Below are 25,090 nucleotides of genomic sequence, written 5' to 3'. Positions count from 1 at the left end.
CGATCGGCGGTCGTGCTGCACGCCGTGATCACCTGGACCAAAGCTTTGTCAGACACGCCCTAGACGCCTGCGGTTTGCTTGATCCAGTCGCGGCTGTTGGCGACGCTGGCGTAGTTCTGGGTGCCGTGTTCGTCGCTGCCGGAGTTTTCGCCGGTGGAGCAGACGCCGACCTGGACGCCGTCGGCCAGTTGCGGGCCGCCGGAATCGCCGTGCCACGAGGAGCCGGTGACGCCCTTGCTCGCGATTGCCTTGCCGTTGAAGGCGTCCGTGCTCTCGCCGGTCACCTGGACGTCCGCGGTCTTGAGCGTGTCCGAGGGCGGGCTCTGGTCCTTGGTGCGGCCCCAGCCGTAGATCTGGTTGGTGGCGCCCGTGGCCGGGTCCTTGTCGGCCAGCTTCATGTACGTCGTGTCCACAGCGGACTTCAGGTGCAGCAGCGCGATGTCGCCGTTGGGCGAGGCCTTTTGGTCGTCGACCGCGGCTTCGGTGCCCTGGCCCAGCGCGACGTCGCCGACCTTGACGTGCATGCCGCCCTTGTTCAGGCAGTGTTGTGCGGTGAGCACCCACTGCGAGGCGATGATCGTGCCGGAGCATTCGAAGCCGCCATAGTCGGTGACGTCGTCCCAGAACACCTGGGCGCCCCACGGGGCCGACTTCACGGTGTCGCCGCCGATGATGTGCGTGTCGGCACTCGCCGGGACCGCCGCCCCGGCCCCGAACGCCATCGCAGCACCGGCGACCACGGCCGCCGCTTTCGCGTAACGCATGGAAAATCCCTCCGCCTCGGTGGTGATTTCCCGACCGTAGGCGGCATCTGGAAATGCGGTAACCTACGGAAGTCGGTCTTCGATCCACGTTTCGCGGAGCGTGCCGTCCGGGTCCAGCCGCCGGTGGAGCGTCTCGGCTTGCTCCGGACGGGTGAGCGCGGCGGCGGCAGCTTCCTGCTGAAGGTGCAACGCGTGCACGGCGACGCGCAGGTTCCGGATCCGGCTGCGGGCGCGGAACCTGGCTCGCCACGGGTGCCAGAGAACGGCGAGCAGGAGTCCGGTCGTTTCGGCGCGGTACTCCTGGGCGGCTTGGATCAGCCGCGCGGAGTTGACCTGCGGGACGTCGCCGAGTCGCCGGTCGACGGCGGCTATCACTGCGCTTTCCAGGACGCGCTCGTGCGCGCCGGCGGCGAAATCGGCGACACGGCGGGGAATTCCGGCGACCAGCACCGCGGTGAGCAGCTCGGACAGCGCCTCGTGGAGGGCGCGGTGCGCGTCCGTTCCGTCTTCTAGGACGGCGGCGATCCCGAGCGCGTCAGCGACGGATTTCCGGCCGGTCAAGGTGTTCGGGGGCAAACCGATCCGGATTTCGGGCACTCCGCCGGAGATCGCGCGGGTCGCTTCGAGCCGCCGGTAGACCTCGGCGCGGAGCTGGCGGCGTTCCTGGACCTTGGTGAAGTAGTTGGTCAACGCGGCGCCGACGACGCCTCCGCCGGTGGTGTAGGCCAGTTCTGCCAGTCCGGGCATCGGGGCTCCCTCGCTCGTGGACTGCATATGCTGGCAGACCTGATCGGGGAGGAGCGGGATGCACACGGTGACGTTCGGCGCGGCGCGCGGAGATCGGCTGGTGATCGCCGTGCACGGGCGGATGCACCCCGGCGCGGACGATTTCTGGGACGGGAACTGGCTCGTCAGCCCGATCGAGATCGTCTCGGGCGGGTTCACCGCGCGGTTGGCCGCCGGGTTGCGGGCCAATGAACTGCAGGAATTCCGGGAGCAGCTGGCGGCCTGCCCGGAGGCCGGCGGCAGCGCGCGGCTGATGTCGCTGGAGGATTGGCTGGACCTGACGGTGACCGTCGCCGACGGACGGGCCGAGGCGGAGGGCGTCGCGATCGCCGATCATTCGAGCGGGAACCGGCTGTCGTTCCGGATCGAGGGGATCGAGTATGCGCAGCTGGCGGAGGTCGTGGCGGGGCTGACCGCGATCGAGGCGGCGTTTCCCGTGCTCGGGCTTCCGTGAAGAACGGGAATTATGAGGGGGCGTATGCACGGTGTGCGGGACATGCGCGGAGAGCTGTCGCCAATGGAGACGGTGCTACCTGACGGACCGTGAAGTCTTCCTCGGCTGAACCCGCTCAGTCCTCCACCGGCTTGGTCCACGCGACCTGCACCAGTTCCACTCCGTGCCGTCGCGACACCAGGGTTCCTCGGCCGGCCGGCTGCGGCGAGGGCTTCACATCGCCGAGCAGCGCGCCCTCTTCCTTCCCGCCGGACATGACCAGACCCGGCGAGCCCAGCTCCCGCACCCGCTGGATCACCGCTTCGTACAGGCCTCGTCCGGCGCCGCCGGAGGAGCGGGCCAGGATGAGGTGCAGGCCGATGTCCCTTGCCTGCGGGAGGAATTCCAGCAGGGACAGCAGTGGGTTCCGTCCGGCGGTGGCGACCAGTTCGTAGTCGTCGACGACTACGTACAGGTCCGGGCCGCGCCACCAGGAGCGGTTTCGCAGTTGGTCGGGCGTGACGTCCGGGCCGGGGAGGCGATTGCGCATCGCGGTCGCGCATTGATTCACCAGGTCGGTCAGGGTGTTCTCGGCGCCGGCATAGCCGAGCAGGTGCGGTTCGTCCACTACGCCCAGCAGGCTGCGGCGGTAGTCACCGACCAGGATTAGGGCTTCGTCGGGCGTGTTGGTCGCGCAGATGCCGGTGATGAGGGCGCGCAGCAAAGAACTCTTGCCCGATTCGACGTCGCCGAAGGCCAGGAAGTGCGGGTCCGTCCGGAAGTCCAGGTGGACGGGGCGCAGGGTGGATTCGGCCAGGCCCAGGGTGATCCGGCTGCGCGGGGCGGCGGGCAGCGAGTCCAGCGGGACTTCCGGAGGGAGCAGGCGGACTTGCGGCGCGCGCGGGCCGGTCCAGGCGGCGGAGACTCGGCGGACCAGGTCCAGGCCGCCGGCGCCTACGGTTTCCGGGCGTTGGTCGGAGTCGATGCGCGGCAGGGCCGCGAGGAAGTGCAGTTTGTCCGCGGTCAGACCGCGGCCGGGGCGGTCGGCGGGGACGTTTTGCGCTGTCTTCCGGTCGATCGACGAGTCCGCCGGGTCGCCCAGTCGCAGTTCGAAGCGGGTGCTGATGGCGTCGCGCAACTGCGCGCGGGCGCCGATCCACTGGTTGAGCGAGACCAGGACGTGGATGCCGAAGCCCAGACCTCGTTGCGCCAGCGCGGTGATTTGTTCTTCCAGGCGTTCGTATTCGGACCGAATCGTGGTCCAGTTGTCCACGAACAGGAACACGTCGCCGAACTCGCGGTCGTCGCTGCTTTCGGTGAACTCGCTCCGGCGGCTGCGGAAGGCGGCCATCGACTCGATCCCGTGCGCGGCGAAGAATTCTTCCCGCTGTTCCAGCAGAGTCACGAGTTCCGCGACGACCCGGCGGCAGCGCTGCGGATCGCGGCGGGTGGCGTAGCCGGAGACGTGCGGGAGGCCGGCGATCGGGGCCAGCGCGCCGCCGCCCATGTCCAGGATGAAGAACTGCACCTCGGCGGGCGTGTGGGTCAGCGCGAGCATCGCCGCGATGTCCTTCATCAATGTCGACTTGCCGCTTTGCGGTGCGCCGACTATGACCGCGTTGCCCGCCGCGCCGGAGAAATCCGCCCACAGCATGTCGCGGCGCTGTTCGAAGGGCTTGTCCACCAACGCGACCGGGATGGTCAGCTTGCCGTTGCCGCCCCAGCCGAGCGGGCACAAGCCGCGGCGGGGGTCTTCGCCGATCGGGGGCAGCAGCTGGTCCAAAGTGGGCGGTTCGGCCAGCGGCGGCAGCCAGATCTGGTGCGCGGCCGGGCCGCGTCCCTCCAAACGGGACAGCATCGCGCCGATGATGGTCTCGCCGGTGCCCTTCTCCGGAGTCTCGGCGGCGGGTTGTTCGGCGACGGGGATCTCGACCGGCCCCAGAGTGAATGGCAGGACGCCGAGCTGCTGTCCGTCTGAGCGTACAATCCGGCTGCGTGGCGGGAGTTCGCCGGAGACGTACGCGGCCTTGAGCCGGATCAGGGTGTCGTTGTCGGATTTCAGGTACGCCGAACCGGGTACCGGAGGCAGTTGGTAGGCGTCGGCGACGCCGAGTACCGCACGGCTTTCCGCGGCGGAGAACGTCCGCAGGCCGATCCGGTACGACAGGTGCGAGTCGAGCCCGCGCAGCCGCCCTTCCTCCAGCCGCTGCGACGCAAGAAGCAGGTGGATCCCGAGGGAGCGGCCGAGGCGGCCGATCGCGACGAACAGGTCGATGAACTCCGGCCGGGAGGAAAGCAGCTCCGAGAATTCGTCGATGATCACCAGCAGCGACGGCAACGGCTGCAGCGGAGCGCCGTCCGCGCGGGCCTTCTCGTAATCGCGCACCGACGCGTAGTTTCCGGCTGCGTGCAGGAGTTCCTGCCGCCGCAGCAGCTCACCGTTCAGCGCGTCCGCCATGCGGTCGACGAGCGCGAGGTCGTCGGACAGGTTCGTGATCACCGCGCAGGTGTGCGGCAGGTTGGTCATGCCTGCGAACGTCGCGCCGCCCTTGAAGTCGATCAGCGCGAGGTTCAGCGTTTCCGACGAATGCGTGACAGCCAGCGCGGTGACCAGCGTGCGCAGCAGTTCGCTCTTGCCGGACCCGGTCGCGCCGATCACCAGCCCGTGCGGGCCCATGCCGCCCTCGGCCGATTCCTTGAGGTCCAGTTCGACCGGACGGCCTTCGGGATTCACGCCCAACGGGATCCGCAGCCGGTCGCGCGCCGGGCGCGGCGCCCAGGTGGCGGTGGGGTCGGTGTCGCGCGGGTCGCCGATGCCGAGCAGGCCGGCCAGCCCGAACGTCGAGGACATCGGCTGTTCGCTGACGACCGCGCCGCCCTGGTGCAGCGGCGTCAGCATCCGGGCGAGCGCTTCGGCCGCGCCGTGGTCGAGGCGGTCCGGCGTGCCGAGAAAGCCGAGCCGTGCTTCGGTGCCGTCGAGCACCACCATGCCGAGCTGATCCGGTGAGACGTGCAGGCTCAGCAACCGGTCGGTCGACGTCGCGCGCGGCTGGTCGCCGCCGATCTCCAGCACCGTGATCCCCAGCCGGCCCTCTTCGGCCAGCAGACGCGGTTCGCCGTGGGAGTCGCCGCCGTCGACGACGAGCACGAGGTGGGGCAGGTCCGCCGACCCGCCGCGGCGCGAGAACGCCGGGCGGTCGCCGAGATCCGGGCCGAGCAATCGTGCGAGTTCCGCGGCGTTGTCGGCGAACAACCGGCGCGGACCGGTCGCGTCGGCGAGCACCGGCGCGGTGGCGTGCGGCAGCCATTTCGCCCATTCCCAGTCGTGCGCCCGATCCGGGGAGACGCAGAAGGCCACGCGCAGGTCGGTCGGGGAGTGGAACGTGACCAGCTGCGCCAGCACCGCGCGCGTCATCCCGAGCACGTCGAACCGGCGACCGGACAGGGTCGCGGCCGCATACGAACGCAGCGAGAGCGAAACCGGCAGGCCGTCGACGGTCGAGAAAGTCTGGATGAAGTGCTTGAGATTGGTGGAGGAAACCGGGTCCAGCTCTTCCAGCGGCGCGATCTGCGGCGCGCGCAACGGCGTCGCGAGCGGCTGCGGGCCGGTGGCCGCGCGCACCATCGCGAACGAGCGGTCGCCGCGGCGGCGGTCCCAGTGCTGGTCGGTTTCGATGTACGCCCACAGGTCCGCCGGATCCGGCTGCTGCGCGATCAGCGTGGCGCGCTGGGAGTCGGCGACCGCGCGCACCCGCGTGCGCAGTCCGGCGAGATAGCGCTGGTAGTCGCGGCGCTCCTCGTTGATCTGCGCCTTTTTCGCCATGCCGCCGCGGCCGAGCGACATCACGATCATGCCGCCCATCGCGGTGACGAACAGCGCGCCGAAGATCCAGGTCATCACCCCGCCGTCGCGTCCGATGTAGACGAACGACATCGCGCCCATGCCGAGCATCATCGGCAGGAACATCATGAGCTGCATCACGCCGCCGGAGCCGCTCTTGGGCAGCATCGGCGGGGACTGCAGCATGATCTCCCCCGGCTGCTCGCCGAGCAGGCCGAGGCGGTCGCGGGGCGCACTCATGCCCCGTATTTTGGCCGCCGGTTGTCCGGTCGCGGTGGGTACTTTTGCCGTCCGCTCGCCCGGCGGCGCGAACTTACGCTCTGCGCAGACGCCCCGCACCGGTGCGTCGACCGCGAGAGACCGGAGGGAGCGCCATGGGCACGACCGGCGAGTACCGGGCCGAGCCGGAGGCCATGCGCTCCACCGTCGGCAACGTGGGCGGCATCATCGCCCACGGCATCAATGCCGTCGCAGACCTGGAAAAACTCGTCCTGCAGCCGTCGACGTTCGCCAGTTTCGGCAGTGTCGTCGCGGCGGCGAACGAGGCGCTGCACTCGCAGCAGGTGACCGCGGTGCGCTCGCTGCTGCAACTGCTGCAGGAGATCAACGGACTGGTCAAGCACAGCGCGGACGCTTACCAAAGCGCCGACGAAGCCGTCTCCGAGGGCTACGGCGGGGGCAGGGGGCCTTCGGCGCCGTCGCTGACGTCGATCTGGGGGACCCCGCACGCGGCGCACCTGGCCGCGGCGGCGATCACCGACAGCGCCGGTGCGCACGGCGAACCGTCCTCGGTCGGCAACGTGCTGCGCTATCTCGGCGACGCGGATCTCGGCCGGCTCGCCGAACACCCGCTGACCGACGCGCGGTTCCACGGCGTCGCGGACTTCAACGACTGGCTCGCCGGCGACGCCGACAACCAGGCGCGGGTCGGCCTGATCGAGGTTTATTCGGGCACCGCGCGCACCTTCGGCGACGTGCCCGGCGGCGTGCACAGCGGCGATGTCGTCGTGGTCGAGCCGCTTCGGCTCGCCGACCGGAGCCCGGTGATCGGCGTCGCCGGGGACGGCGGCGTCCTCTACAACCACGGCCCTGTCGATCCGGGCCTCGGCGGACTGGCCAAGGTCAGCGTGTACCGGCCCGCCTCCGTCTGACCCCGACCCCCGACCAAGTGAGGTCCGATGCTCTTCCCGAACTCCAGCGCGATGGACGCCACGGCTTCCGGCGGCGGCCCGATCACCGTGCTGCCGCAGATCGTCACCGGCCAGCCCGAGCAGATCGCGAAGCACGTCCTCGACCTGCTGCACAAGGCCGCCGAGCTGACCTCGCTCTACACCGAGCTGAGCAAGGCCGCCGACCAGCTCGGCAAGGTCTGGTCCGGCGAGGCGTCGGAATCGGCGCTGCAGAAGATCTCCCACTCGCTCGAGCAGCTCACCAAGATCATCACTGTGATCGAGAAGGGCGCTGAACTGCTCGGCGTCTCGGGCACGCTGGTGAAAGCGGCGCAGGAGGCGTACCGGTCGGTGGTCGCGGCGGTGAACCCGACCGTCGCGTCGCTGATGTCGAACTGGTGGACCTACGGGGCCGCGGTCGCGCTTTCCACCGCCACCAGCGCCACCCTGCGCGGATTCATCACTGCGGTCGGCGGGCTGCTGAAAGCGCTCGGCGCGGGCGATCTCGCGAACCAGATCACCCAGGTCGCGACGATCATCGGCGACCTCGAAAAGCTGTTCCACCACGGTTCTTCGGACGCTAACGGCGCGGCGGGCAATGCGGCCATTTCCGGTACTCCAGTCAGCGCGCCGCAGCTGCCCGCGCCAGTCGCGAGCGCGTCCGGGCAGGCGGCGATCGGCGGCAGCGGCGGGGGAGTCCCGTCGTTCACGAACTACACGCCGCCCGCGCTGGCCACTGGCGGCTGGCCGACGGGCAGCGGAACTGGCGGCGGCTGGCCGGGCGGCAGCGGAACCAGCGGCGGGGCTTGGCCGTCCGGGGTCGGGGCCAGTCCGGGGAACAGCTGGATCCCCGTGGATCCGGCTCCCGCGCCGTCGGTGCCCGCTCCGTCGACCGGCGCGCACGAGGTCGTGATCCACACCGATCTCACCACCGGGAAGTCGACCGTCGAGGCCCCGGCCGGGCAGGACGTGGACATCGACGTCGACGTCACCTACCAGGGCAAGCACTTCCAGCAGCACGTCGACATCGACGCGAAGGGCGCGTAACCGGTGGCCGTGGACGCGTCCGGAGTCGTCAGCTCGGTGCTGTCGAACTACCGGCAGGTGCTGGTCGAATACCAGCGCCGGGTCACGGGCGACCCGGCGGCGCTCGAAGCGGCGGCGAACCGCTGTGGCACCAACGCGTCCACGATTACCGGCAAAGCCACTGAAATCGCGGACGCGGCCACGGCATTGCACGCTGACTGGGACGGTGCCGCGTACACCGCGTACGCGACGGCGGCGTCCGATGTCGCACACGCGTTGACCGAAGACGGTACGAAGCTGGGCGAACAAGGCAAGCGGTTGTCGATGGCCGGACAGCTGTTGCGGTGGGCGCGTTCCGGCGTTGATTCGGTTATTTCGCAGTTCGACCAGTACGGCGCACAGTTGATCAACCAAGCGCGTGCGGCGGATCCGAACGCGGTGGGCGCTTTTATCGCCGCGGCAAGGGCTCTGGGCGAACAGGCGGTCGCGGCGGTCGGCGAGGTCGCCGACGAGTTGTCCGACGCGCTGGCGGAGTTGTTCCCCGCGCCGTGGGCCGGACCGATGAGCAAACCGGGCAAGCTGGGCAAACGCACCTACGGCCCGTTGTCCTGGGTCAACGGCGACACACTCGACGGACGGAAACGGCCGCGCTCGGCGCCGTCGTGGTTCGGCAATTCCGGCTGGAAGAAGCTGACCTGGAACGGGCTGGAAGGCACCCGCGCCCCGAAGAAGGCGGACACGCCGTTCGGGCAGCCGAAGCAGAAAACCGCGATCGGCCGGGCCACCGAGGTCACCTACTACAAGACGGCGCATGAGCAAGACGGCTTCATTCCCGAGTACGACGGGAAACTCTCCTCGCAGGGCTGGGACGCGAAGGCGTCCGGACACGCCGAGCTGGGCTTCCGGGAGGACATCGGGACCAGCGGAAGCTACGGCGCCGCGCACGGCAGCGCTCGCGGTTCCGCGTTCGCCGGCGGCGAGGTCAGCGCTTCCGGCCAGCTCGGGGTCCACGGGCTTGGCGTGCACGCCAACGCGTTCGCCGGCGGCAAACTGGAAGGCCAGGTCGCGGCGGACGTCGCGGGGGTCGGCGTCGGCGCCAGCGGGAGTGTCCAATATGGAATCGGCGCGCAGCTCGACGGGCAGTTCGTCTACGACAACGGGCATCTGAAGATGAACTTCAAGGCCGGTGCCGCGTTGGGGATCGGGGCCGGGCTCGGCGCGAAGATCGACATCGACCTGCCGAAGGTCGGCGCGGCGGTCGCCGAGTACGGCGGCGCGGCGATCGACGCGGTCGGCGACGCGGCGGGCCAGGCGGCCGACGCGCTGGGCGGGGCTTGGGACGACGACGCCGTCCAGTACGCGGGTTCGTGGTGAGCGCCATGGCGGATCTGATGACGCTCCCGCTGGGCTTCGACGTCCCGGAGGGCTGGACGCCGGTGCCGCCGATCGCCCCCGGCCTGGTTTTCGTTGCGGTGCACCCGAATTCGCAGGCGGAGTTCACCCCGAACATCACGCTCGGCATCCAGCAGCGCCGGGATTCCTTGCCGATGACGGACATCGCCGACGAAGCCGTCGAGCGGCTCGGCCGGACGATGGCCTCGCTGGACGTCGCCGGCCGGCAGGAGGTCGGCAGCCCGGCCGCGCCCGGCTGCACCCAGACCTTGCGGCTGCGCACCGGCGAAGGCCAGGAACTGCTGCAGATCCAGGTGTTCCTGACTGTGCCCGGCCCGGCCGGGCGGGTTGTGCTGGAGCTGGTCTGCACGGCCGATCCGCGGGACGCGCGCCCGCTCGTCCCCGACTTCCGGAAGTTCGTCGCCAGCGTGCACGTCCGCCGGGAAACCCCGCAGGAGAAGGAGAACGACGGTGACTGAACCGAATGCCGTGCCGGATATGGACGAACTGCTCGCGCAGGTCCGCAAGCAGACCGAAGAGGTGCAGCGGATCCAGCGCACGGTCGAGGCGATGGAGGTCAAGGCCGCCTCGCGGCAGAACGAGGTGACCGTGACGCTGCGCGGCGACGGCCGGTTCACCTCGGTCGACATCGACCCGCGCGCGATCCGCGAATACGACGCGCGCACGCTGTCGGAGATCGTCCTCGAAGCGGTGAACGCGGGTCTGCAGAAGCTGGCCGAGGCGAGCAGCGCGAAGTTCGCCCCGGTGATCGAGGCGGCCAGGGCCCAGCAGTGAGCGCGCCGGCCGTCGCCGGGTCGACCCGGCGCGTCACGATCGTCACCCCGCGCGCCAGGGTGGACGTCGCGCTGCCGCAGCAGAGCACGTTCGCCGAACTGGTGCCGCAGCTGGTCCGGCTGGCCGGGGCGGCCGGGCAGGCGTCGGCCGAGCACCCGGGCTGGGTGCTGTCGCGGCTCGGCGGCGCGCCGCTCGCGCTCGGGCTCACCGTGGCCGCCGCGCAGGTGCGCGACGGCGAGGTGCTGCACCTGACCCCGCGCGAACGTCCCCGCGGCCCGTTGCTGTTCGACGACGTGGTCGATTCGATCGCGAGCGTCGGCGAATCCGCGTCGACCGCGTGGGGGCCGAAAATCGCCCGGCGGGCCGGGATCACGACGGCCGCGTTGCTGTTGTTCGCGGGCGGGCTGCTGATCCAGGCCTCGCTGGCGGGCAGCGTGCTCGCGCCGATCGGCACCGGGCTGCTCGCGATCGTGCTGCTGCTCGGCGGCGGTGCGCTGAGCCGGGCGTACGGCGATTCGGGCGCGGGCGCGGCCGGTGCGCTGGCCGGGCTCGGCGTCGCGTTCCTGGCCGGGATGTCGTTGCTGCCCCCGCATCCGGTGTTCTCGCTCGCCGCCGGACCGCTTGCCGCGGGCCTCGCCGCGGTGACTGTGTACGGCGTGCTGGCCGCGGTTTCGGTGGCCGACCGGCTGCCGTTCTTCGTCGCAGCGGTCGGCTCGGCGGGAATCGGCGCGCTCGCGACCGGCGTCGTGCTGCTGACCGGCGCGAAACCAGTGGCCGCCGCGGCGGTTGCCGCGGTGCTGGCGACCGCGTTGGCCGCCGTCGCGCCGATGCTCGCGCTGCGGCTCGGCCGGATGCCCCTCCCGCGCGTGCCGGACGACATGGAATCCTTCCGCGCCAACGAACAACCGTCGCTCGGGGCGGAAATGGCCGGCCGGACGACGTATGCGCAGGCGTTGCTCACCAGCCTGCTGGTGGCGCTCGGGCTGGTGGTGCTCGGTTCCTCGATCGTGCTCGCGACCGGCGGGCCGTGGGAAGCCGGGCTGGCCGCGCTTCTGGGGACGGCGTGGGTCCAGCGTTCGCGCGCGTATGCGGGCCGCACGCAGCGGCTGGTGCTGGTCGCCTTCGGACTGGTCGCCTTGCTGACCGCGGGTTTCTGGCTGATCGCGGCCAACCAGCGGATCGCGCTGCTCGCCGCCGGGCTGGTGCTGGTGCTGGCCGCGGTGGTGTCGCTGTTCTACGCGACGCGGGTCGCGCGCGGGGTGCGGTCGCCGTACTGGTCGCGGTTGCTGGATATTTCCGAGTTCCTGGTGCTGTTGTCGCTGGTGCCGTTCGTGGCGTTGATCGCCGGGGTGTACGAGGCGGTCAGCGGCTGAGCGGACTGGCGGCTTTCAGCGTCCGCAGCACCGGCGCGGTTTCGCAGGAGCGGATGCCGGGCAGCGAGCCGAGCCGGTGGGTGAGGTAGCGGTGCAGCGCCGGGGGATCGGCGCAGAGCGCGTGCGCGAGGAGGTTGGTCGGGCCGGTAGTCGCGGCGACGACGGCTAGCTCGCGGTGGGTGGCGAGTTCGGTGGCGACGGCGTCGAGATCGGCGGGGGCCGCGGCCATCCACAGCAGCGCCTGCGTGGTCGCGCCGAAGAGCCGGGCGTCGATTTCCACGTCGAAGTAAAGGGTTTCCGCCGCGCGCAGGTCCGCGATCCGGCGTGCGACGGTCGCGGCGGACCAGCCGGTGACGGCCGCCAATTCGGTTTGGCCGAGGCGGCCGTCTCGCTGCAACGCGGTGAGCAAGGGTTCGTCGGCAGCGGTCGCTTCGGCAGTCGTGGCGCGGCTTTCCGGCTCCAGCTGGCGGCGTTGGGCGTCGGTCAGGACTTCCGCGCGACCCAGCCAGGCGGCGGGGCCGCCGTGGTACAGGTGGAGCAGCTGGTGCGCGGAGACTGCGGTGATGCCGGTGGTGCGCGGGATGTCGTGCAGCAGCAGGCCGTGCTCGGTGCCGTTGGCACTGTGCACGATCACGCAGATTTCCGTACCGCCGCCGGCGAGTTTGACCCAGGTCGTGTCGGTGCGGCGGACGAGCGCGTCGGCGACTCGCTGTGCGACCGCCGGGACGACGGTGAGCCGCACGAGCCACTGCATCTGTCCCGCGCGATGCGGTGCGGCCAACCCGACGACACGCAGTCCGGCCTCGGCGCGCAGCCTCCGGTAGCGGCGCGCGACGGTCTGCGTCGAGACGCCCAGGACGGTGCCGATCCGCGCGAACGGCGCGCGGCCGTCGACCTGGAGCGCGTGGACGAGGGCGTGGTCGAGGTCGTCGAGCATGGCTTGATTCTGCATCAAACCATCCGAGATGGAAGATTTCTGCTCATTTGCCTGGGCGGCTGGAACCTTGCCCGATCGTTGCCCAGGCTGGCGGCATGAACGATTCCCGCCGCTGGGCCGCGCTCGCGGTCCTGCTCGTCGCGGAAGCGATGAACCTCCTCGACACCACGATCGTCCAGGTCGCCGCGCCCGCGATCCACGCCGAACTGGGCGGCGGGCCCGGCACGATCTCCTTCTACACCGCCGGATACACGCTGCCCTTCGCGTTGCTGCTGATCACTGGCGGCCGCCTCGGCGACATTCTCGGCCGCCGCCGCACTTTCCAGCTGGGAGTAGCCGGTTTCGTGCTCAGCTCAGCCTTGTGCGCGGCCGCGGCTGCCCCCGGATTCCTGCTCGTTTTCCGGGCGCTGCAAGGGGCTTCGGCCGCGCTGGTGATCCCGCAGACGATCGGGCTGATCCGCGTATTGTTCGACGGCGCGGCCCGGTCGCGGGCGCTCGGCATGATCGGCCCGGTGATGGGTCTGGCCGCAGTGAGCGGGCCGGTGCTCGGCGGGCTGCTGACCGAAGCGTGGTCGTGGCGGTCGGTGTTCCTGGTGAACGTCCCGCTCGGAGTCGCCGTGCTCGCCGCGTCCGGGCTGCTCGCCGAGGACCGGTCCGTGTCCCGGCCGCGGCTCGATCTGCTCGGGACCGGCCTGGTCGTCCTCGGTGCCGGGCTCGTGGTCTACCCGCTGCTCACGCGGTGGAACGGTTGCCTCGTCGCTGCCGGGGCCGTGGTGCTCGTGGTTTTCGCGCTGCAGCAACGGTTTCGCGGCGGCCTGATCGAGCGCAGCCTCTTCCGCGGTCTGGGTTTCCCGGCCGGACTGGTGACGTCAGTGCTGTTCTTCGCCGTGATGACCGGGCTGCCGCAAGTCGTCGTCCTGTTCTGGCAACTGACCCAGCACGCCGACGCCCGGACCGCCGGGCTCTCCTTGCTGCCCTGGTCCGGTGGGCTGGCAGTATCGTCCTTTGTGGCCGGACGCTGGCTCGTCCCGCGCTTCGGCACCGGGATTCTCTTCGCCGGCGTGGGTTTCCTGGCTCTGGGTGTCGCCGGGATCGCGCTGGGCTGGCCGCTGCTGCTCTCGCTCGCGATCGCCGGAACGGGAACCGGACTGTTCACCGTGCCGTTCTTCACCGCGGCACTCGCGCTGGTCCGTCCTTCGGAAACGGGCTCGGCGGCCGGGCTGCTGAACGCGGTGCAGCAACTCGGCGGAACCGTCGGAGTCGCCGTGCTGACCACGGTTTTCCTCGCCACGGACGTGACAGTCGCGTGCTGGACCGCAGCGGGGTTGACCGCCGCGGCCGGATTGACCGCGCTCGGGCTCATCCGCGGAAGGCACGCCGATAGTCCGTCGGAGCTGTCCCGAGCCGGAGCGTGAAATGGCGGCGCAGGTTGGCCGCCGAACCGAGGCCGCAGCGTTCGCCGATCAACCCGACCGGCAGATCGGTGGATTCCAGCAGGCTGCGGGCCCGCAGGACGCGCTGGTCGAGCAGCCATTGCAACGGCGTGGTGCCCGTGGCGTCGTGGAACCGGCGGACGAACGTGCGCGGGCTGACTCCGGCTCGGCGGGCCAGCTGTTCGACGGTCAGCGGCTGGTCGAGGTGGCGCGTCGCCCAGTGCAGCACCGGACCGAGCCCGGCGTCGTCGGTCTCCGGCACGGTGGCGGACACGTACTGCGCCTGCCCGCCGCTGCGATGCGCGGGCAGCACCATCCGGCGCGCGACTTCGTTGGCGACGTGCGCGCCGAGGTCAGTGCGGACGACGTGCAGGCACAGGTCGATACCCGCGCTGCGGCCAGCACTGGTGAGCACCTGTCCGTCGTCCACGTAGAGCACCGACGCGTCCACCTGGACCCGCGGATGCAGCATGGCGAGCGTGGCGGCGTACATCCAATGCGTCGCCGCGCGCCGGCCGTCGAGCAAGCCCGCCGCCGCGAGCGCGAACGCGCCGGTGCACAGCGAAACAATCCGCGCGCCGCGGGCAGCGGCTTCTTGGATGGCGTCGACCAGGTGCGCCGGAATCGGTTGTCCAGTTTGGACACACGCGTACGGCAACGCGGGCACGAGCACGGTATCGGCGTCCTTGAGCCCGTCGAGACCGTGGCCGGCGTGCTGGCGGAAGCCGAATTCGGTGCGGGTTTCCGGCTTCGCCGCGCAGAACCGCAGCTCGTACCAGGGATCGGCGAGGTCGGTCCGGGACGGCCCGAACACCTCGGCCGCGATGGCCAGCTCGAACAGCGGCATGTCGTCGACCAGCGCGACGGCGACGGTTCGCATGGGACCGAGGATACGGCAGGAATTTTGCGGAAGGAGTCAGTCCTGCCACTCGCCCGAGTTTCGCCGGGGTGGCAGATTCGGGGCCGTGACCGTCGTGGAACTCCGCCAGTACACCCTCCGGCCCGGGCACCGGGACGCGCTGATCGACCTCTTCGACCGTGAGCTGCTGGAACCGCAGGAAGCGGCGGGTTGCACTGTCGTCGGCCAATTCCGCGACGAAGACGACCCGGACCGGTTCGTGTGGTTCCGTTCTTTCCCGGACATGGCGGCCCGGCACGCCGCGCTGACCGCGTTCTACCTCGAAGGCGAGCCTTGGCGGACGCATCGAGACGCCGCGAACGCCACCATGCTGGACAGCGACAACGTCCTGCTGCTGCGCCCCGAAGCCGACTTCCCGTCGCTTTCACGGCCCCGCGACGCCGTCGAGCCCGCGTCGCGAGTTTTGGTGCTCATCGGTCCGGCTTCAGTTGCCTTGCCGGGTCCGCTCGCTTCCTTCGTCACCGAGCCCGCGGAGAACACTTTTCGCGCGCTGCCGGTGCGGGAAGGGGAGAACGTCCGGGTGGGGGTCTGGACGTTTCCCGATCTTGCCGCGTTGCGTGCATTTGAACGCCAGTTGGCGACTTCCGACGACGTGCAGCGGCTTCGCTTGGCTCCGACGGCGCGGTCCGCGCTTCGCTGATCCGCTGCGGCAGGCAGAGCCGGTCGGGCCGGTCGAGGTCCCGCAGCCGCGCGCGGCGTTGTTCGAGCGTTGGAGCTGGAGCGGTTGCTTCGTCCAGAGGACGGGGGGCTCGGGAACCCGGCCTCAGGTCAGCGCGAGCGGCAACGTCCGCCGCACCGCCGCCCCGTGCCCGCCGTGCAGCGGAACCACCGAAACCCCCTGCGGCACCGGCACTTCGTCCGCCCGCGCGCCTACCCGGATGGTCAGCTCGAGCTTCTCCCGCCCACCCGGCGTGCGGCGCAGCGTCGCGGACGTGGCGGTGAACGCCGCACCCGGCACGGCCGCTCCCAACGTCCGGGCGAGACCGCGCGAAGACCGCGGCGAGTAGCACGTCTGCGTGAGCCCGCCCCACTTCCATGCGCGCCAGAAATCGCCGTCGGTCTCCGGGTTGCCGTTCGAAACGCCCAGCGCCACCCGCAGTTCGTTGGTCAGCTCGCCCGCCTCCAGGACCGTCGACGGATACCCCGCCTCCGCCAGCGCCACCATCAAGCTCAGCGCCGCGCTCGCCGTGCTCCGCAGCGCGCCCAGTTCGCCGCCGCCGCGGGCGAGGGCGGCGATCGGCGCGTCTTCCGGCCGGTAGCGCACCGCGAGCCAGCGCACCCGGTACACCCGCGAATCCCGGGGCACCGCCCACGTGAGCAGCTGCACGGCGGCCAGCGGGATGTCGGTGTTCTGGAACGTCGTGCGGAGGATGGCCAGCAGTTCGTCCGCCGACGGCTCCCCGGGACCGGGGGTGAGGCGGACGATCGCGCTCCAGCCGCCGTCGACCTCGGCGACCCCGAAGCGGTTTCCCGCGCGGTCGACGTGCTGGCGGACCTTCACCGGACCGGCGATGCGCAGCAAGGCGTCCGGGCTGTCGCGGCGGCTGTCGTGGCGGCGGAGGCGATGTGCCAGCCACGTCCACGCCCAGCCGGCGAAATGCCGTCCGCCGACCCGCACGGACGTCATCGCCACCAGCAGCCCGGCCAGCGAGGCGACAACGATCCGCATCGGCTGGGCCAGGCCGTGCACGGTGAAGGCGAGCAGCAGCGCCAGCGCGGCGATCTCCCACCCGGCCGCCTGCAGCGGGCGGATCGGCAGCAGCCACGGCCACGGTGCGGCGCCCGAAACCCCGGCGGTCCCGGGGGCGCGGACAGGAGCCGGGGCAGGCGGCGCGGACACGGACAACGCATTCCCCTCTTCCCCGGGCAGCGACCCGGCCCCGCGAACGCTAGCGTTCCCGCGCGGGCGCGTGGGCGTAAAAATTACCCTCGTGCGCTCCCGGAGAGCTGTCTAGCCTGCGCGGGAAGCGGATGTGATCTCCAGGGGGCCGGGACAGCGTGTGGACGCAGCGGGACCAGATCCAGGCGTACCAGTTCCTGCGCCGCCGCCTCGTGTCCGCGCTCGTCGCCGCGGACGCCAACCATCCGGTGTCGCCCAGCCGCCGGCTCGTGCTCGGCACGGTGCTCGGCGTCGGCGCGGCCCTGCTCGTGACGGCGGTGTTCGGGGTGATCGGCCTGGTCAGCCCGTCCGGCGGGAAGGACTGGCTGTCCGGCGGCAAGGTGATCGTCGAGGAGGACAGCGGGGCGCGGTTCGTGCTCGGCGCGGACGGCGCGGTGCATCCGGTGCTGAACTACGCGTCCGCGCGGCTGCTGGCCGGCGGCAACGGCCACGACACCGTCACGGTGCCCGCCGCGAAGCTCGGCACTGCCCCGCGCGGCACGCAGATCGGCATCGTCGGCGCACCGGATTCCTTGCCCGCCACCTTGATCACCACCCCGTGGACCAGTTGCAGCCGCACCACCCAGGACGCGCCCGCTTCGGCGGAACCGCTCGTCGCCGTGCTGCTGGAAGCCGCGGCGACCGGAGTCGAACTGCCGCGCGATTCCGGCGTGATCGTCCGCGTTCCGCAGGGCAGCCGGTTCCTGCTCGCGGGCGGCCACCGGTACCGGCTGAGCGACGAAGCCGCCGCCGCCCTGCAGTTCGACAGCTACCCGACGATCACCGTGTCCGCGCGCTGGATCGACACCGTGCCCGCCGGACGCGACCTCGGCGAGATCCCCGTGGACGGCGCCGGAAACCGCGGCCCGCGCGTCGGGACGCAGGAGACGCGCGTCGGCCAGGTGCTGTCGGTCGTCGACCCGATGGCCGGGCCCGCCAACGCCTCGACCTACTACCTCGTCCGCCCGGACGGTCTCGAACCCGTCGGCCAGACCGAGGCCGCGCTGCTCGTCACGACCCCGGCGAACGAACCGGCGTATTCGGGCCGGCCGGAACCGGCGCGGGTGCGCGCCGCGGACGTCGCTTCGGCGAAGAAGGTCAGCGAATCCCGTTCGGGCGGCGCGGATCCGGCGGCGTACCCGGACCGGATCCCCGGCAAAGCCCCGATCACCGGAAGCTCGGTGACCTTGTGCGCGCAGAACGGCCGCGTCACGGTCTCGGCGGATCTGCCGGTCCCGCCGGGCGCCCGCGCGCTGCCGGTGCAGAGCCGGACCGACGCCCGGGTCGCGGACGTCGTCTACGTACCGCCCTCGCGCGGCGCGGTCGCGACCGATCCCGGGTCCGGCACCATTTATCTCGTCACGGACACCGGACGGAAATATCCGGTGGCGAACGGGACGGCGCTCACGTCGCTGGGCTACGGTTCTGGGTCCGGGCATCCGGTCGCGGGCGGGCTTCTCGCGCTGATGCCGACCGGTCCCGCACTCGATCCCGGCGCGGCCGGGCAGCCTGCGGGAACGGGGTGAGCGAGCCGGTGACCACGACAGCGCAGCGACCCAGCGACGTGCCGGACCGCCCCGATTCCCCGGCGCCCGAGCGCATCCGGGTCGCCGTCATCGAAGACCATCCGCTGTACCGCCGCTCGGTGGAACGGGTTCTCCTCGAAGCCCCGGACGTCGAACTGGGCGCGGTGGTCGATTCGGTCGCGCGCTTCCACGTCGCGCGCCAGCCGGCCGGGAGCGTCGTCCTCCTCGACCTCGGCCTGCCCGGCGTCGCCGGCGCGGCCGCGGTGCTCGAAGTCGCCGAGCTGGGCCACTACGTGCTGGTGGTGTCCGCGCAAGCCGAGCCGGAGACCGTGCTCGCCGCGATCGCCGCCGGGGCCAAGGGATTCCTGTCGAAGGACGTCGATGTCGACGAGCTGCTGATCGCCATCCGCGCGGTCGCGGGCGGCGGCGCGTACGTGTCGGCCGTCGTCGCCGGAATGATCATCAAGGACAACACCGACCGCCCGGTCGCGCGGCCGGAAATGGAGCTGTCGCCGCGCGAGGTGCAGGTGCTGCGGCTCGTCGCGGCGGGCGAACGGGACGTCGACATCGCGCGGATCCTCGACATCGGCGTCCGCACCGTGCGCGGCTACCTCGACCGGATCCGCGACAAGACCGGCGAACGGCGGCGCCCCGGCCTCGTGAAGGAAGCGATCCGCCGAGGGCTGGTGGGGAAGGAAACACTGAGGTGAAAGCCGACGAGGGGCGGCGGCGGACCGGACCCATCCAGGTCGGGGTGATCGAAGACCACCCGCTGTACCGGGACGCGGTCGCGCGCGTGCTGAACGAGGCCCCGGACATCGAACTGGGCGCGGTAGCCGACTCCGTGGCGCGCTTCGCGGTGCAGGACCAGCCGAAGGGCAGCGTGGTCGTGCTCGACCTGAAACTGCGCGGCGTCCAGGACGCGGCCGCGGTGCTCGAGGTGGGGCAGATGGGGCACAAGGTGCTCGTGGTGTCCGCGCACGCGGAACAGCCGGAGGTCCTCGGCGCGATGCAGGCCGGGGCGAAGGGTTTCCTGTCGAAGGACGTCGACGGGGACGAGCTGCTGCGCGCGATCCGGACCATCGCGGAGGACAACGCGTACGTCTCGCCGACCTTGGCCGGGATGATCATCCAGGACAGCGACGAACGGCACGCGGGTCCGAAGATCGTGCTGTCGGAGCGGGAGAAGCAGGTCCTGCGCCTGGTCGCGGCGGGGGAGCGGGACGTCGACGTCGCGGAGATCCTGGACATCAGCGTCCGGACGGTGCGCTCGTACCTGGACCGGATCCGGGACAAAACGGGGGAACGGCGGAGGGCGGGATTCGTGCGGGTAGCGATCCGGGAAGGGTTGCTGCGCTGAGGTTTCGCCGCGTCCAGGGGTCCTTGGCAGCGCGCCGTGCGGCGGATGCGGGTTCCGCTGGGGCCTTCATGGACGTCTGCACCGCGCATCGCCGACCTCGCACCGGCTACCGGACAACCCATGCGTCCCAACGTGGCATTGCGGCGCTGGCCGGGGGTCAGAGCCGCCGGTTGGCCAGCGCCCCGGTAGCCGTCCGGGCCTTCCCGGCCACCTCCGGCTCCACGTCCACCACCAGCATCTCCGCCCCGGCGCCGGCCTGCGCTTCCACGCGCCCGAACCCGTCCGCGACCAGCGAATACCCGATCCCCGTCGGCGCCTTCGGGTTGACCTCCACCCCGGTCACCGCGGGGTCGGCCTGCCCGCAGGCCGCCACCCAGCATCCGGAGTCCAGCGCCCGCGCGCGCACCAGGACTTCCCACTGCTCGCGCTTCCCGGCCCCCGCGCCCCACGACGCCGGGACCGCCACCACGTCCGCGCCGTCGTCGGCCAAGCGCCGGAACAGCTCCGGGAAGCGCAGGTCGTAGCAGGTGGCGACGCCGAACACGGTCCCCTCCGCGGAGAACGTCACGACCTCCGACCCGGGCGCGACCGTGTCCGATTCGGCGAACCCGAACGCGTCGTACAGGTGGATCTTGTCGTACCCCAGATGCTGCCCCAGCCCGGTGACCAGCAGCGTGTTCCGCACCCGCCCGTCGTCGGCCGGGGTGAACATCCCCGCGATCACCAGCACGTCGTGGTCCGACGCGATCGACGCGACCGCCGACGCCCACGGCCCGTCCAGCTGCTGCGCCACCGGGGCGAGCGGGCGGCCGAACCGCGCCATCGTCGCCTCCGGGAAGACCACCACCCGCGCTCCGGCGGCCGCCGCGGCCTCCGCGCCGGCGCGAACCGTTTTCAGGTTTTCCTCCGGGTCGTCGCCCGAGTTGAGCTGGCACAACGCGATCCGGGGCACACGAGCCTCCCTGGTCCGGGGACAGCGGGTCGTCACCGAGTATCCCTGCCGGGGGCGCGCGGGCCACCTCGTACCCTGGTGTCCATGTTGAACCGCACCGACCTGCGCGGGCAGGTCCCCTCCGCTGCCGAGCTCCGTGCCGCGCTTCCGCGCGCCGAGTACGACGTGGACGCGGCCCTGCATCAGGTCCGGCCGGTGGTCGAGGCGGTCCGCGACCGCGGGGTCGAGGCGGTCCTCGAGTTCACCGAGCGGTTCGACAAGGTGCGCCCGGAGACGGTCCGGGTGCCCGCCGAGGAGCTGGCCAAGGCGCTGTCCGAGCTGGACCCGCAGGTCCGCGCGGCGCTGGAGGAGTCCATCAAGCGGGCTCGGAAGGTGCACGCCGACCAGCGCCGCCAGGACGTCACGACGCAGGTCGTCCCCGGCGGCACGGTCACCGAGCGCTGGGTGCCGGTCGACCGCGTCGGCCTGTACGCGCCGGGCGGGCTGGCGGTGTACCCGTCGACCGTGGTGATGAACGTCGTCCCGGCCCAGCTGGCCGGCGTGCGCTCGCTGGTCGTGTGCTCGCCGCCGCAGGCCGCGTTCGGCGGACGGCCGCACCCGACGATCCTCGCCGCGGCCGCGCTGCTCGGCGTGGACGAGGTCTGGGCGGTCGGCGGCGCGCAGGCGGTCGCGCTGGTCGCCTACGGCGGCGTCGACACCGACGGCGCCGAGCTGGCCCCGGTGGACATCGTCACCGGACCCGGCAACATCTTCCTCACCGCGGCCAAGCGCCTGGTCCGCGGCGTGATCGGGATCGACTCCGAGGCCGGTCCGACCGAGATCGCGATCCTCGCCGACGAGACGGCCGACCCGGCGCACGTCGCCGCCGACCTGATCAGCCAGGCCGAGCACGACCCGCTGGCGGCGAGCGTCCTGGTCACCCCGTCCGAGGAACTGGCCGACGCGGTCGACCGCGAGCTCGCTGCCCGGGTCCCCGCGACGAAGCACTCCGAGCGGGTCGGCCAGGCGCTGGGCGGCAAGCAGTCCGGCGTCATCCTGGTGTCCACTGTGGACGACGGACTGCGCGTGGTGGACGCGTATGCCGCCGAGCACCTGGAAATCCAGACCGCGAACGCCCGCGAGGTGGCGGCGCGGGTGCGCAACGCCGGGGCGGTTTTCGTCGGCGCGTACGCCCCGGTTTCGCTGGGCGACTACTGCGCGGGCTCGAACCACGTGCTGCCCACCGGCGGGTTCGCCCGGCACTCCTCGGGGCTGTCGGTGCAGAGCTTCCTGAAGGGGATCCACGTCGTGGACTACTCCGAGGACGCGCTGCGCGAAATCGCCCCCCGCGTCGTCGCGCTCGCGACCGCCGAAGACCTGCCCGCGCACGGCGAAGCCGTCACCGCGCGTTTCGAAGGAGACGGCCGATGAACGAAGCCACTCCCGGCGGCGAGGTCACCCTCGCCGACCTCCCGCTGCGCGAGGACCTGCGGGGCCGCACCCCGTACGGCGCGCCGCAGCTGGACGTCCCGATCCGGCTCAACACCAACGAAAACCCGTACCCGCCGCCGCCCGAGCTGGTCGACGACGTCGCCGAGGCCGTGCGCGCCGAAGCCGCCTCGCTGCACCGGTACCCGGACCGCGACGCGGTGGCGTTGCGCACCGATCTCGCGGACTACCTCACCGTGTCCACGCGGGTCGTGCTGTCCGAGGAGAACGTGTGGGCGGCCAACGGATCGAACGAGATCCTGCAGCAGATCCTGCAGGCGTTCGGCGGTCCCGGCCGCACCGCGCTGGGCTTCGAGCCGTCGTACTCGATGCACCCGATCATCGCGACCGGCACCCGCACCGACTGGCTGCCGGTGCCGCGCCGCGCGGACTTCTCGCTCGACACCGAGCAGGCCGCCAAGGCGGTCGCCGAGCGGAAGCCGGACATCGTCTTCGTGACCAGCCCGAACAACCCGACCGGCGGATCGATCCCGCTGGACCAGCTGCGCGGCGTGCTCGACGCGGCCCCGGGGATCGTCGTGGTGGACGAGGCGTACGCGGAGTTTTCCTCGCAGGCCAGCGCGATCGAGCTGATCGCGGAGTACCCGGCGAAGCTGATCGTGTCGCGCACGATGAGCAAAGCGTTCGCCTTCGCCGGCGGACGGCTGGGCTACCTCGCCGCCGCACCGGCCATGGTGGACGCCCTGCAGCTCGTCCGGCTGCCGTACCACCTGTCCAAGGTCACCCAGGCGGCCGCCCGCGCTGCTCTGCGGCACGCCGACGCCACCCTCGCGTCGGTGCACAAGCTCTCCGCCGAACGCGACCGTGTCGTGGAAGCCTTGCTGGGCTTGGGATTCACCCCGGTGCCGAGCGACGCCAACTTCGTCCTCTTCGGACAGTTCAGCGACGCGCCGGCCAGCTGGCAGTCCTATTTGGACCACGGCGTGCTGATCCGGGACGTGGGCATCGAGGGCCACCTGCGGGTGACCGTCGGCACCCCGGAAGAGAACGACGCTTTCCTCGAAGCGAGTAAGGAAGTCAAGCGATGAGCCGCGTCGGCAAGGTGGAGCGCACCACCAAGGAATCGTCCATCCTGGTCCAGCTGGACCTCGACGGGACCGGCCAGGTGGAGATCGCCACCGGCGTGCCGTTCTACGACCACATGCTCACCGCGTTCGGCGTGCACGGCTCGCTGGACCTGAAGGTCGAGGCCACCGGCGACGTCCACATCGACGCGCACCACACTGTCGAGGACACCGCGATCGTGCTCGGCCAGGCGCTGCGCCAGGCGCTGGGGGACAAGAGCGGCATCCGGCGGTTCGGCGACGCGTGGATCCCGATGGACGAAACGCTCGCGCACGCCGCGATCGACGTCTCCGGCCGCCCGTACTGCGTGCACGTGGGCGAACCGGAGCAGTTCAACACCTTCACCATCGGCAACAACTACCCGTTCGTCCTGACCCGGCACGTCTTCGATTCGCTGGCGTTCCACGCCCAGATCGCGCTGCACGTCCGGGTCATCCACGGCCGCGACCCGCACCACATCGCGGAGGCGGAGTACAAGGCCGTGGCCCGCGCGCTGCGGGCGGCGACGGAACCGGACCCGCGGGCGGGCGGGATTCCGTCCACGAAGGGCGTGCTTTAAGGGTTTGCCCTGCGGAACACCGTGCGCGACGTAGGTGGTTGACGTCGCGCACAGTGCCCGCTGTGCTCTTCCTGGCGGGCGAAGCGCGCGGTTCTCTCTGGGAATCCTGCGCACTTCCGATTCTCGAGCTGCGGTACTGGTTCCGCGGTGTGCGCTCTCGGCGGGAATGCGGTCCGGCGGCTGGGCAACGCGGGATTGCGCGAAGCAGGGCGGGAGCATCCCGTCCGGGAGCTGCTGATCGACCTCGTTCGGGGAGATGAGAATCGCCGCGGCGCGAGCACTTGGTTCCCTGGGGGACTCGGGCTCAGCGCGAATGGGCGAGAATTGTCCAGGGGGATTCTGCCCTGGAAACCTGGCCAGGGGACCGCACGACCTGAGTCACACGCGGAACACCGTGCGCGGCGCGGCATACGCCACCGGCCCGGGAAAGTGTTCGGCGGCAAGGCGAACCGCGTCGCGGGCGGTGACCGTGTGTCCGAGATGGGTGAGCACCAGCCGGGCGGCACCGGCAGCCGCGCGGCCCGCTTCGGCCGGAGTCAGGTGTTCCGCGGACGGTTCGATGCTGTCCGCCTCGCACAGGAACAAATCCGTTCCCGCCGCCAAAGTGGCGAGTGCGGCGCAGGGCCCGGTGTCGCCGGAGTACGCGAAAGTCCGTGCCCCGTCGGTGATCCGCACCCCGAACGCCGGGAACCCGTGCGACACGGCCACCGTCTCCAGCCGCAGGCCGCCGACTCGGGTGCGGTGTCCGTCGTGCAGTTCCCGGACGGCGAACGCCTCCTCGATCGGCGCGCGTCCGGTGTTGCTGAGGAACGCGGAAATCCGGGCCGCCGTGCCGGGCGGGCCGTAGAGCGGGATCGGCCGGCGCAGGCGAACGTCCGCGAACAACAGCGCGTAGACCGCAGGCAAGAGGTCCGCGACGTGATCCGCGTGCAGGTGCGAGATCCAGATCGCGTCCAGCTCCGCGGGCGAGACGTGTTCCTGCAGGGCAGCGAGGGTGCCCGGGCCGGCGTCGAGCCAGATCGCGGTGTCCTCGTGGCGCACCAGGTACCCGGAACACGGCGCGTCCGGGCGGGGGTACGGCGTCGCGCTGCCCAGTACCGTCACGGTGAAAGCCATGTGGCACGCTAACCCCTGTGAGCAAAGAGCTGATCGCGGTCCTGCTGCTGGCCCTGGGCGGCTTCCTGGCCGGCGGGGTCTACTCGCTGTGGAAGACCGCGAAGTTCTTCGCCGTGGTGCTGGGCATCGCGGCAGTGCTGGCCATCGGCGGGGCCATCGCTTGGCTCGTGAGCTGAGAGCAGCGGACCTCGCACCGGCCCCGGCCTAGCTGACTGCGGTGGGCGTCGCTCCGGTCCGGCGTTGGCTGACGGCGGTGGACGTCGCTCCGGTCCGGCGT

The 25,090-nt window shown here is 71.3% G+C and carries 24 protein-coding genes; 16 read left to right on the top strand and 8 right to left on the bottom strand.

Annotated features, from left to right (window positions below; translation table 11 throughout):
- Positions 1-59 precede the first annotated feature (59 nt).
- Together L942_RS30235 and L942_RS30230 are read right to left on the bottom strand one after the other, a co-directional pair.
- Positions 60-764, bottom strand: coding sequence for a trypsin-like serine protease (locus L942_RS30235; protein WP_051166356.1), 705 nt, complete (start codon positions 762-764; stop codon positions 60-62).
- Between the two features lie 63 nt (positions 765-827).
- Positions 828-1,511, bottom strand: a complete 684-nt coding sequence (locus L942_RS30230) for a hypothetical protein (protein ID WP_051166355.1) — start codon at positions 1,509-1,511, stop codon at positions 828-830.
- 58 nt (positions 1,512-1,569) lie between these two features.
- Here L942_RS30230 and L942_RS30225 point away from each other — a divergent pair, with 58 nt between their 5' ends.
- Positions 1,570-2,004: a WapI family immunity protein gene (locus L942_RS30225; protein ID WP_037367120.1), complete on the top strand. Its 435-nt coding sequence runs from the start codon at positions 1,570-1,572 to the stop codon at positions 2,002-2,004.
- Positions 2,005-2,119: 115 nt separating this feature from the next.
- Here the strand turns inward: L942_RS30225 and L942_RS30220 are convergent, their stop codons facing one another.
- Entirely contained in the window at positions 2,120-6,064 is a 3,945-nt protein-coding gene (locus L942_RS30220) for a type VII secretion protein EccC (protein ID WP_037367119.1), read from the bottom strand.
- 134 nt (positions 6,065-6,198) lie between these two features.
- Here L942_RS30220 and L942_RS30215 point away from each other — a divergent pair, with 134 nt between their 5' ends.
- The 6 genes from L942_RS30215 to eccD are packed head-to-tail and all read left to right on the top strand — an operon-like array spanning position 6,199 to position 11,579.
- On the top strand, positions 6,199-6,975 hold the full coding sequence (locus tag L942_RS30215) for a WXG100 family type VII secretion target (RefSeq protein WP_037367118.1): 777 nt from the start codon (positions 6,199-6,201) through the stop codon (positions 6,973-6,975).
- A gap of 27 nt (positions 6,976-7,002) precedes the next feature.
- Positions 7,003-8,040, top strand: coding sequence for a WXG100 family type VII secretion target (locus tag L942_RS30210; RefSeq protein ID WP_037367117.1), 1,038 nt, complete (start codon positions 7,003-7,005; stop codon positions 8,038-8,040).
- Between the two features lie 3 nt (positions 8,041-8,043).
- A complete protein-coding gene (locus L942_RS30205; protein WP_037367116.1) occupies positions 8,044-9,393 on the top strand; it encodes a WXG100 family type VII secretion target in 1,350 nt (449 codons plus the stop codon).
- A 5-nt stretch (positions 9,394-9,398) separates the two neighbouring features.
- On the top strand, positions 9,399-9,890 hold the full coding sequence (locus tag L942_RS30200) for a hypothetical protein (RefSeq protein ID WP_037367115.1): 492 nt from the start codon (positions 9,399-9,401) through the stop codon (positions 9,888-9,890).
- Complete coding sequence (locus L942_RS30195; RefSeq protein WP_037367114.1) at positions 9,883-10,206, top strand: YbaB/EbfC family nucleoid-associated protein; 324 nt, start codon at positions 9,883-9,885, stop codon at positions 10,204-10,206. The genes L942_RS30200 and L942_RS30195 overlap by 8 nt, the downstream gene beginning before the upstream one ends.
- Positions 10,203-11,579, top strand: coding sequence for a type VII secretion integral membrane protein EccD (eccD, locus tag L942_RS30190; protein ID WP_037367113.1), 1,377 nt, complete (start codon positions 10,203-10,205; stop codon positions 11,577-11,579). Before L942_RS30195 ends, eccD begins: the two co-directional genes overlap by 4 nt.
- On the opposite strand, the gene L942_RS30185 is transcribed toward eccD, so the two are convergent.
- On the bottom strand, positions 11,569-12,531 hold the full coding sequence (locus L942_RS30185) for an Lrp/AsnC family transcriptional regulator (RefSeq protein ID WP_081655293.1): 963 nt from the start codon (positions 12,529-12,531) through the stop codon (positions 11,569-11,571). The genes eccD and L942_RS30185 overlap by 11 nt on opposite strands.
- Before the next feature lie 80 nt (positions 12,532-12,611).
- Here L942_RS30185 and L942_RS30180 point away from each other — a divergent pair, with 80 nt between their 5' ends.
- Positions 12,612-13,931, top strand: coding sequence for an MFS transporter (locus L942_RS30180; protein WP_037367111.1), 1,320 nt, complete (start codon positions 12,612-12,614; stop codon positions 13,929-13,931).
- On the opposite strand, the gene L942_RS30175 is transcribed toward L942_RS30180, so the two are convergent.
- The gene (locus L942_RS30175) at positions 13,876-14,829 is read right to left on the bottom strand and encodes a helix-turn-helix domain-containing protein (protein ID WP_037367110.1); all 954 of its coding nucleotides are present in this window, start codon (positions 14,827-14,829) and stop codon (positions 13,876-13,878) included. The two genes, L942_RS30180 and L942_RS30175, sit on opposite strands and share 56 nt — an antisense overlap.
- A gap of 85 nt (positions 14,830-14,914) precedes the next feature.
- Here L942_RS30175 and L942_RS30170 point away from each other — a divergent pair, with 85 nt between their 5' ends.
- Positions 14,915-15,508 carry a putative quinol monooxygenase gene (locus L942_RS30170; protein WP_037367109.1) on the top strand — a complete coding sequence of 198 codons (594 nt, stop codon included), beginning with the start codon at positions 14,915-14,917 and terminating at the stop codon, positions 15,506-15,508.
- A 123-nt stretch (positions 15,509-15,631) separates the two neighbouring features.
- Here the strand turns inward: L942_RS30170 and L942_RS30165 are convergent, their stop codons facing one another.
- Positions 15,632-16,714, bottom strand: a complete 1,083-nt coding sequence (locus L942_RS30165) for a type VII secretion protein EccE (RefSeq protein WP_037367108.1) — start codon at positions 16,712-16,714, stop codon at positions 15,632-15,634.
- Between the two features lie 152 nt (positions 16,715-16,866).
- Here L942_RS30165 and eccB point away from each other — a divergent pair, with 152 nt between their 5' ends.
- Genes eccB through L942_RS30150 form a run of 3 tightly spaced genes read left to right on the top strand, consistent with a single transcriptional unit; the run spans position 16,867 to position 19,633 of the window.
- Entirely contained in the window at positions 16,867-18,273 is a 1,407-nt protein-coding gene (gene eccB / locus L942_RS30160) for a type VII secretion protein EccB (RefSeq protein WP_037367107.1), read from the top strand.
- Positions 18,274-18,311: 38 nt separating this feature from the next.
- Positions 18,312-18,983 (top strand): response regulator transcription factor, encoded by a 672-nt coding sequence (locus tag L942_RS30155; RefSeq protein ID WP_037367121.1) that lies wholly within the window; start codon positions 18,312-18,314, stop codon positions 18,981-18,983.
- Positions 18,980-19,633 carry a response regulator gene (locus L942_RS30150; protein WP_037367106.1) on the top strand — a complete coding sequence of 218 codons (654 nt, stop codon included), beginning with the start codon at positions 18,980-18,982 and terminating at the stop codon, positions 19,631-19,633. The genes L942_RS30155 and L942_RS30150 overlap by 4 nt, the downstream gene beginning before the upstream one ends.
- A gap of 157 nt (positions 19,634-19,790) precedes the next feature.
- Here L942_RS30150 and L942_RS30145 read toward each other — a convergent pair whose 3' ends face one another.
- Positions 19,791-20,585 carry a carbon-nitrogen hydrolase family protein gene (locus tag L942_RS30145; RefSeq protein ID WP_037367105.1) on the bottom strand — a complete coding sequence of 265 codons (795 nt, stop codon included), beginning with the start codon at positions 20,583-20,585 and terminating at the stop codon, positions 19,791-19,793.
- Positions 20,586-20,669: 84 nt separating this feature from the next.
- On the opposite strand from L942_RS30145, the gene hisD reads away from it, so the two are divergent.
- The 3 genes from hisD to hisB are packed head-to-tail and all read left to right on the top strand — an operon-like array spanning position 20,670 to position 23,697.
- The gene (gene hisD / locus L942_RS30140) at positions 20,670-21,995 is read left to right on the top strand and encodes a histidinol dehydrogenase (protein WP_037367104.1); all 1,326 of its coding nucleotides are present in this window, start codon (positions 20,670-20,672) and stop codon (positions 21,993-21,995) included.
- A complete protein-coding gene (locus tag L942_RS30135) occupies positions 21,992-23,101 on the top strand; it encodes a histidinol-phosphate transaminase (RefSeq protein WP_037367103.1) in 1,110 nt (369 codons plus the stop codon). Before hisD ends, L942_RS30135 begins: the two co-directional genes overlap by 4 nt.
- Complete coding sequence (hisB, locus tag L942_RS30130) at positions 23,098-23,697, top strand: imidazoleglycerol-phosphate dehydratase HisB (protein ID WP_037367102.1); 600 nt, start codon at positions 23,098-23,100, stop codon at positions 23,695-23,697. The genes L942_RS30135 and hisB overlap by 4 nt, the downstream gene beginning before the upstream one ends.
- A 378-nt stretch (positions 23,698-24,075) precedes the next feature.
- On the opposite strand, the gene L942_RS30125 is transcribed toward hisB, so the two are convergent.
- Positions 24,076-24,813 carry an MBL fold metallo-hydrolase gene (locus L942_RS30125; protein ID WP_037367101.1) on the bottom strand — a complete coding sequence of 246 codons (738 nt, stop codon included), beginning with the start codon at positions 24,811-24,813 and terminating at the stop codon, positions 24,076-24,078.
- Positions 24,814-24,830: 17 nt separating this feature from the next.
- On the opposite strand from L942_RS30125, the gene L942_RS45055 reads away from it, so the two are divergent.
- On the top strand, positions 24,831-24,989 hold the full coding sequence (locus tag L942_RS45055; protein WP_162836028.1) for a hypothetical protein: 159 nt from the start codon (positions 24,831-24,833) through the stop codon (positions 24,987-24,989).
- The last annotated feature ends 101 nt before the right edge of the window (positions 24,990-25,090 follow it).

Source organism: Amycolatopsis orientalis DSM 43388, from assembly GCF_000411975.1.
GTDB classification, from domain to species: Bacteria; Actinomycetota; Actinomycetes; order Mycobacteriales; family Pseudonocardiaceae; genus Amycolatopsis; species Amycolatopsis orientalis_D.
Note: the sequence above shows the minus strand (reverse complement) of the source record. Positions and strands in the feature narration are given on the sequence as shown.

What these genes read in the sequence shown, in the direction of transcription:
- L942_RS30235 (WP_051166356.1), bottom strand. Translation starts at nt 764, where the DNA reads ATGCGTTACGCGAAAGCGGCGGCCGTGGTCGCCGGTGCTGCGATGGCG.
- L942_RS30230 (WP_051166355.1), bottom strand. Translation starts at nt 1,511, where the DNA reads ATGCCCGGACTGGCAGAACTGGCCTACACCACCGGCGGAGGCGTCGTC.
- L942_RS30225 (WP_037367120.1), top strand. Translation starts at nt 1,570, where the DNA reads ATGCACACGGTGACGTTCGGCGCGGCGCGCGGAGATCGGCTGGTGATC.
- L942_RS30220 (WP_037367119.1), bottom strand. Translation starts at nt 6,064, where the DNA reads ATGAGTGCGCCCCGCGACCGCCTCGGCCTGCTCGGCGAGCAGCCGGGG.
- L942_RS30215 (WP_037367118.1), top strand. Translation starts at nt 6,199, where the DNA reads ATGGGCACGACCGGCGAGTACCGGGCCGAGCCGGAGGCCATGCGCTCC.
- L942_RS30210 (WP_037367117.1), top strand. Translation starts at nt 7,003, where the DNA reads ATGCTCTTCCCGAACTCCAGCGCGATGGACGCCACGGCTTCCGGCGGC.
- L942_RS30200 (WP_037367115.1), top strand. Translation starts at nt 9,399, where the DNA reads ATGGCGGATCTGATGACGCTCCCGCTGGGCTTCGACGTCCCGGAGGGC.
- L942_RS30185 (WP_081655293.1), bottom strand. Translation starts at nt 12,531, where the DNA reads ATGCAGAATCAAGCCATGCTCGACGACCTCGACCACGCCCTCGTCCAC.
- L942_RS30180 (WP_037367111.1), top strand. Translation starts at nt 12,612, where the DNA reads ATGAACGATTCCCGCCGCTGGGCCGCGCTCGCGGTCCTGCTCGTCGCG.
- L942_RS30175 (WP_037367110.1), bottom strand. Translation starts at nt 14,829, where the DNA reads ATGCGAACCGTCGCCGTCGCGCTGGTCGACGACATGCCGCTGTTCGAG.
- hisD (WP_037367104.1), top strand. Translation starts at nt 20,670, where the DNA reads ATGTTGAACCGCACCGACCTGCGCGGGCAGGTCCCCTCCGCTGCCGAG.
- L942_RS30135 (WP_037367103.1), top strand. Translation starts at nt 21,992, where the DNA reads ATGAACGAAGCCACTCCCGGCGGCGAGGTCACCCTCGCCGACCTCCCG.
- hisB (WP_037367102.1), top strand. Translation starts at nt 23,098, where the DNA reads ATGAGCCGCGTCGGCAAGGTGGAGCGCACCACCAAGGAATCGTCCATC.
- L942_RS30125 (WP_037367101.1), bottom strand. Translation starts at nt 24,813, where the DNA reads ATGGCTTTCACCGTGACGGTACTGGGCAGCGCGACGCCGTACCCCCGC.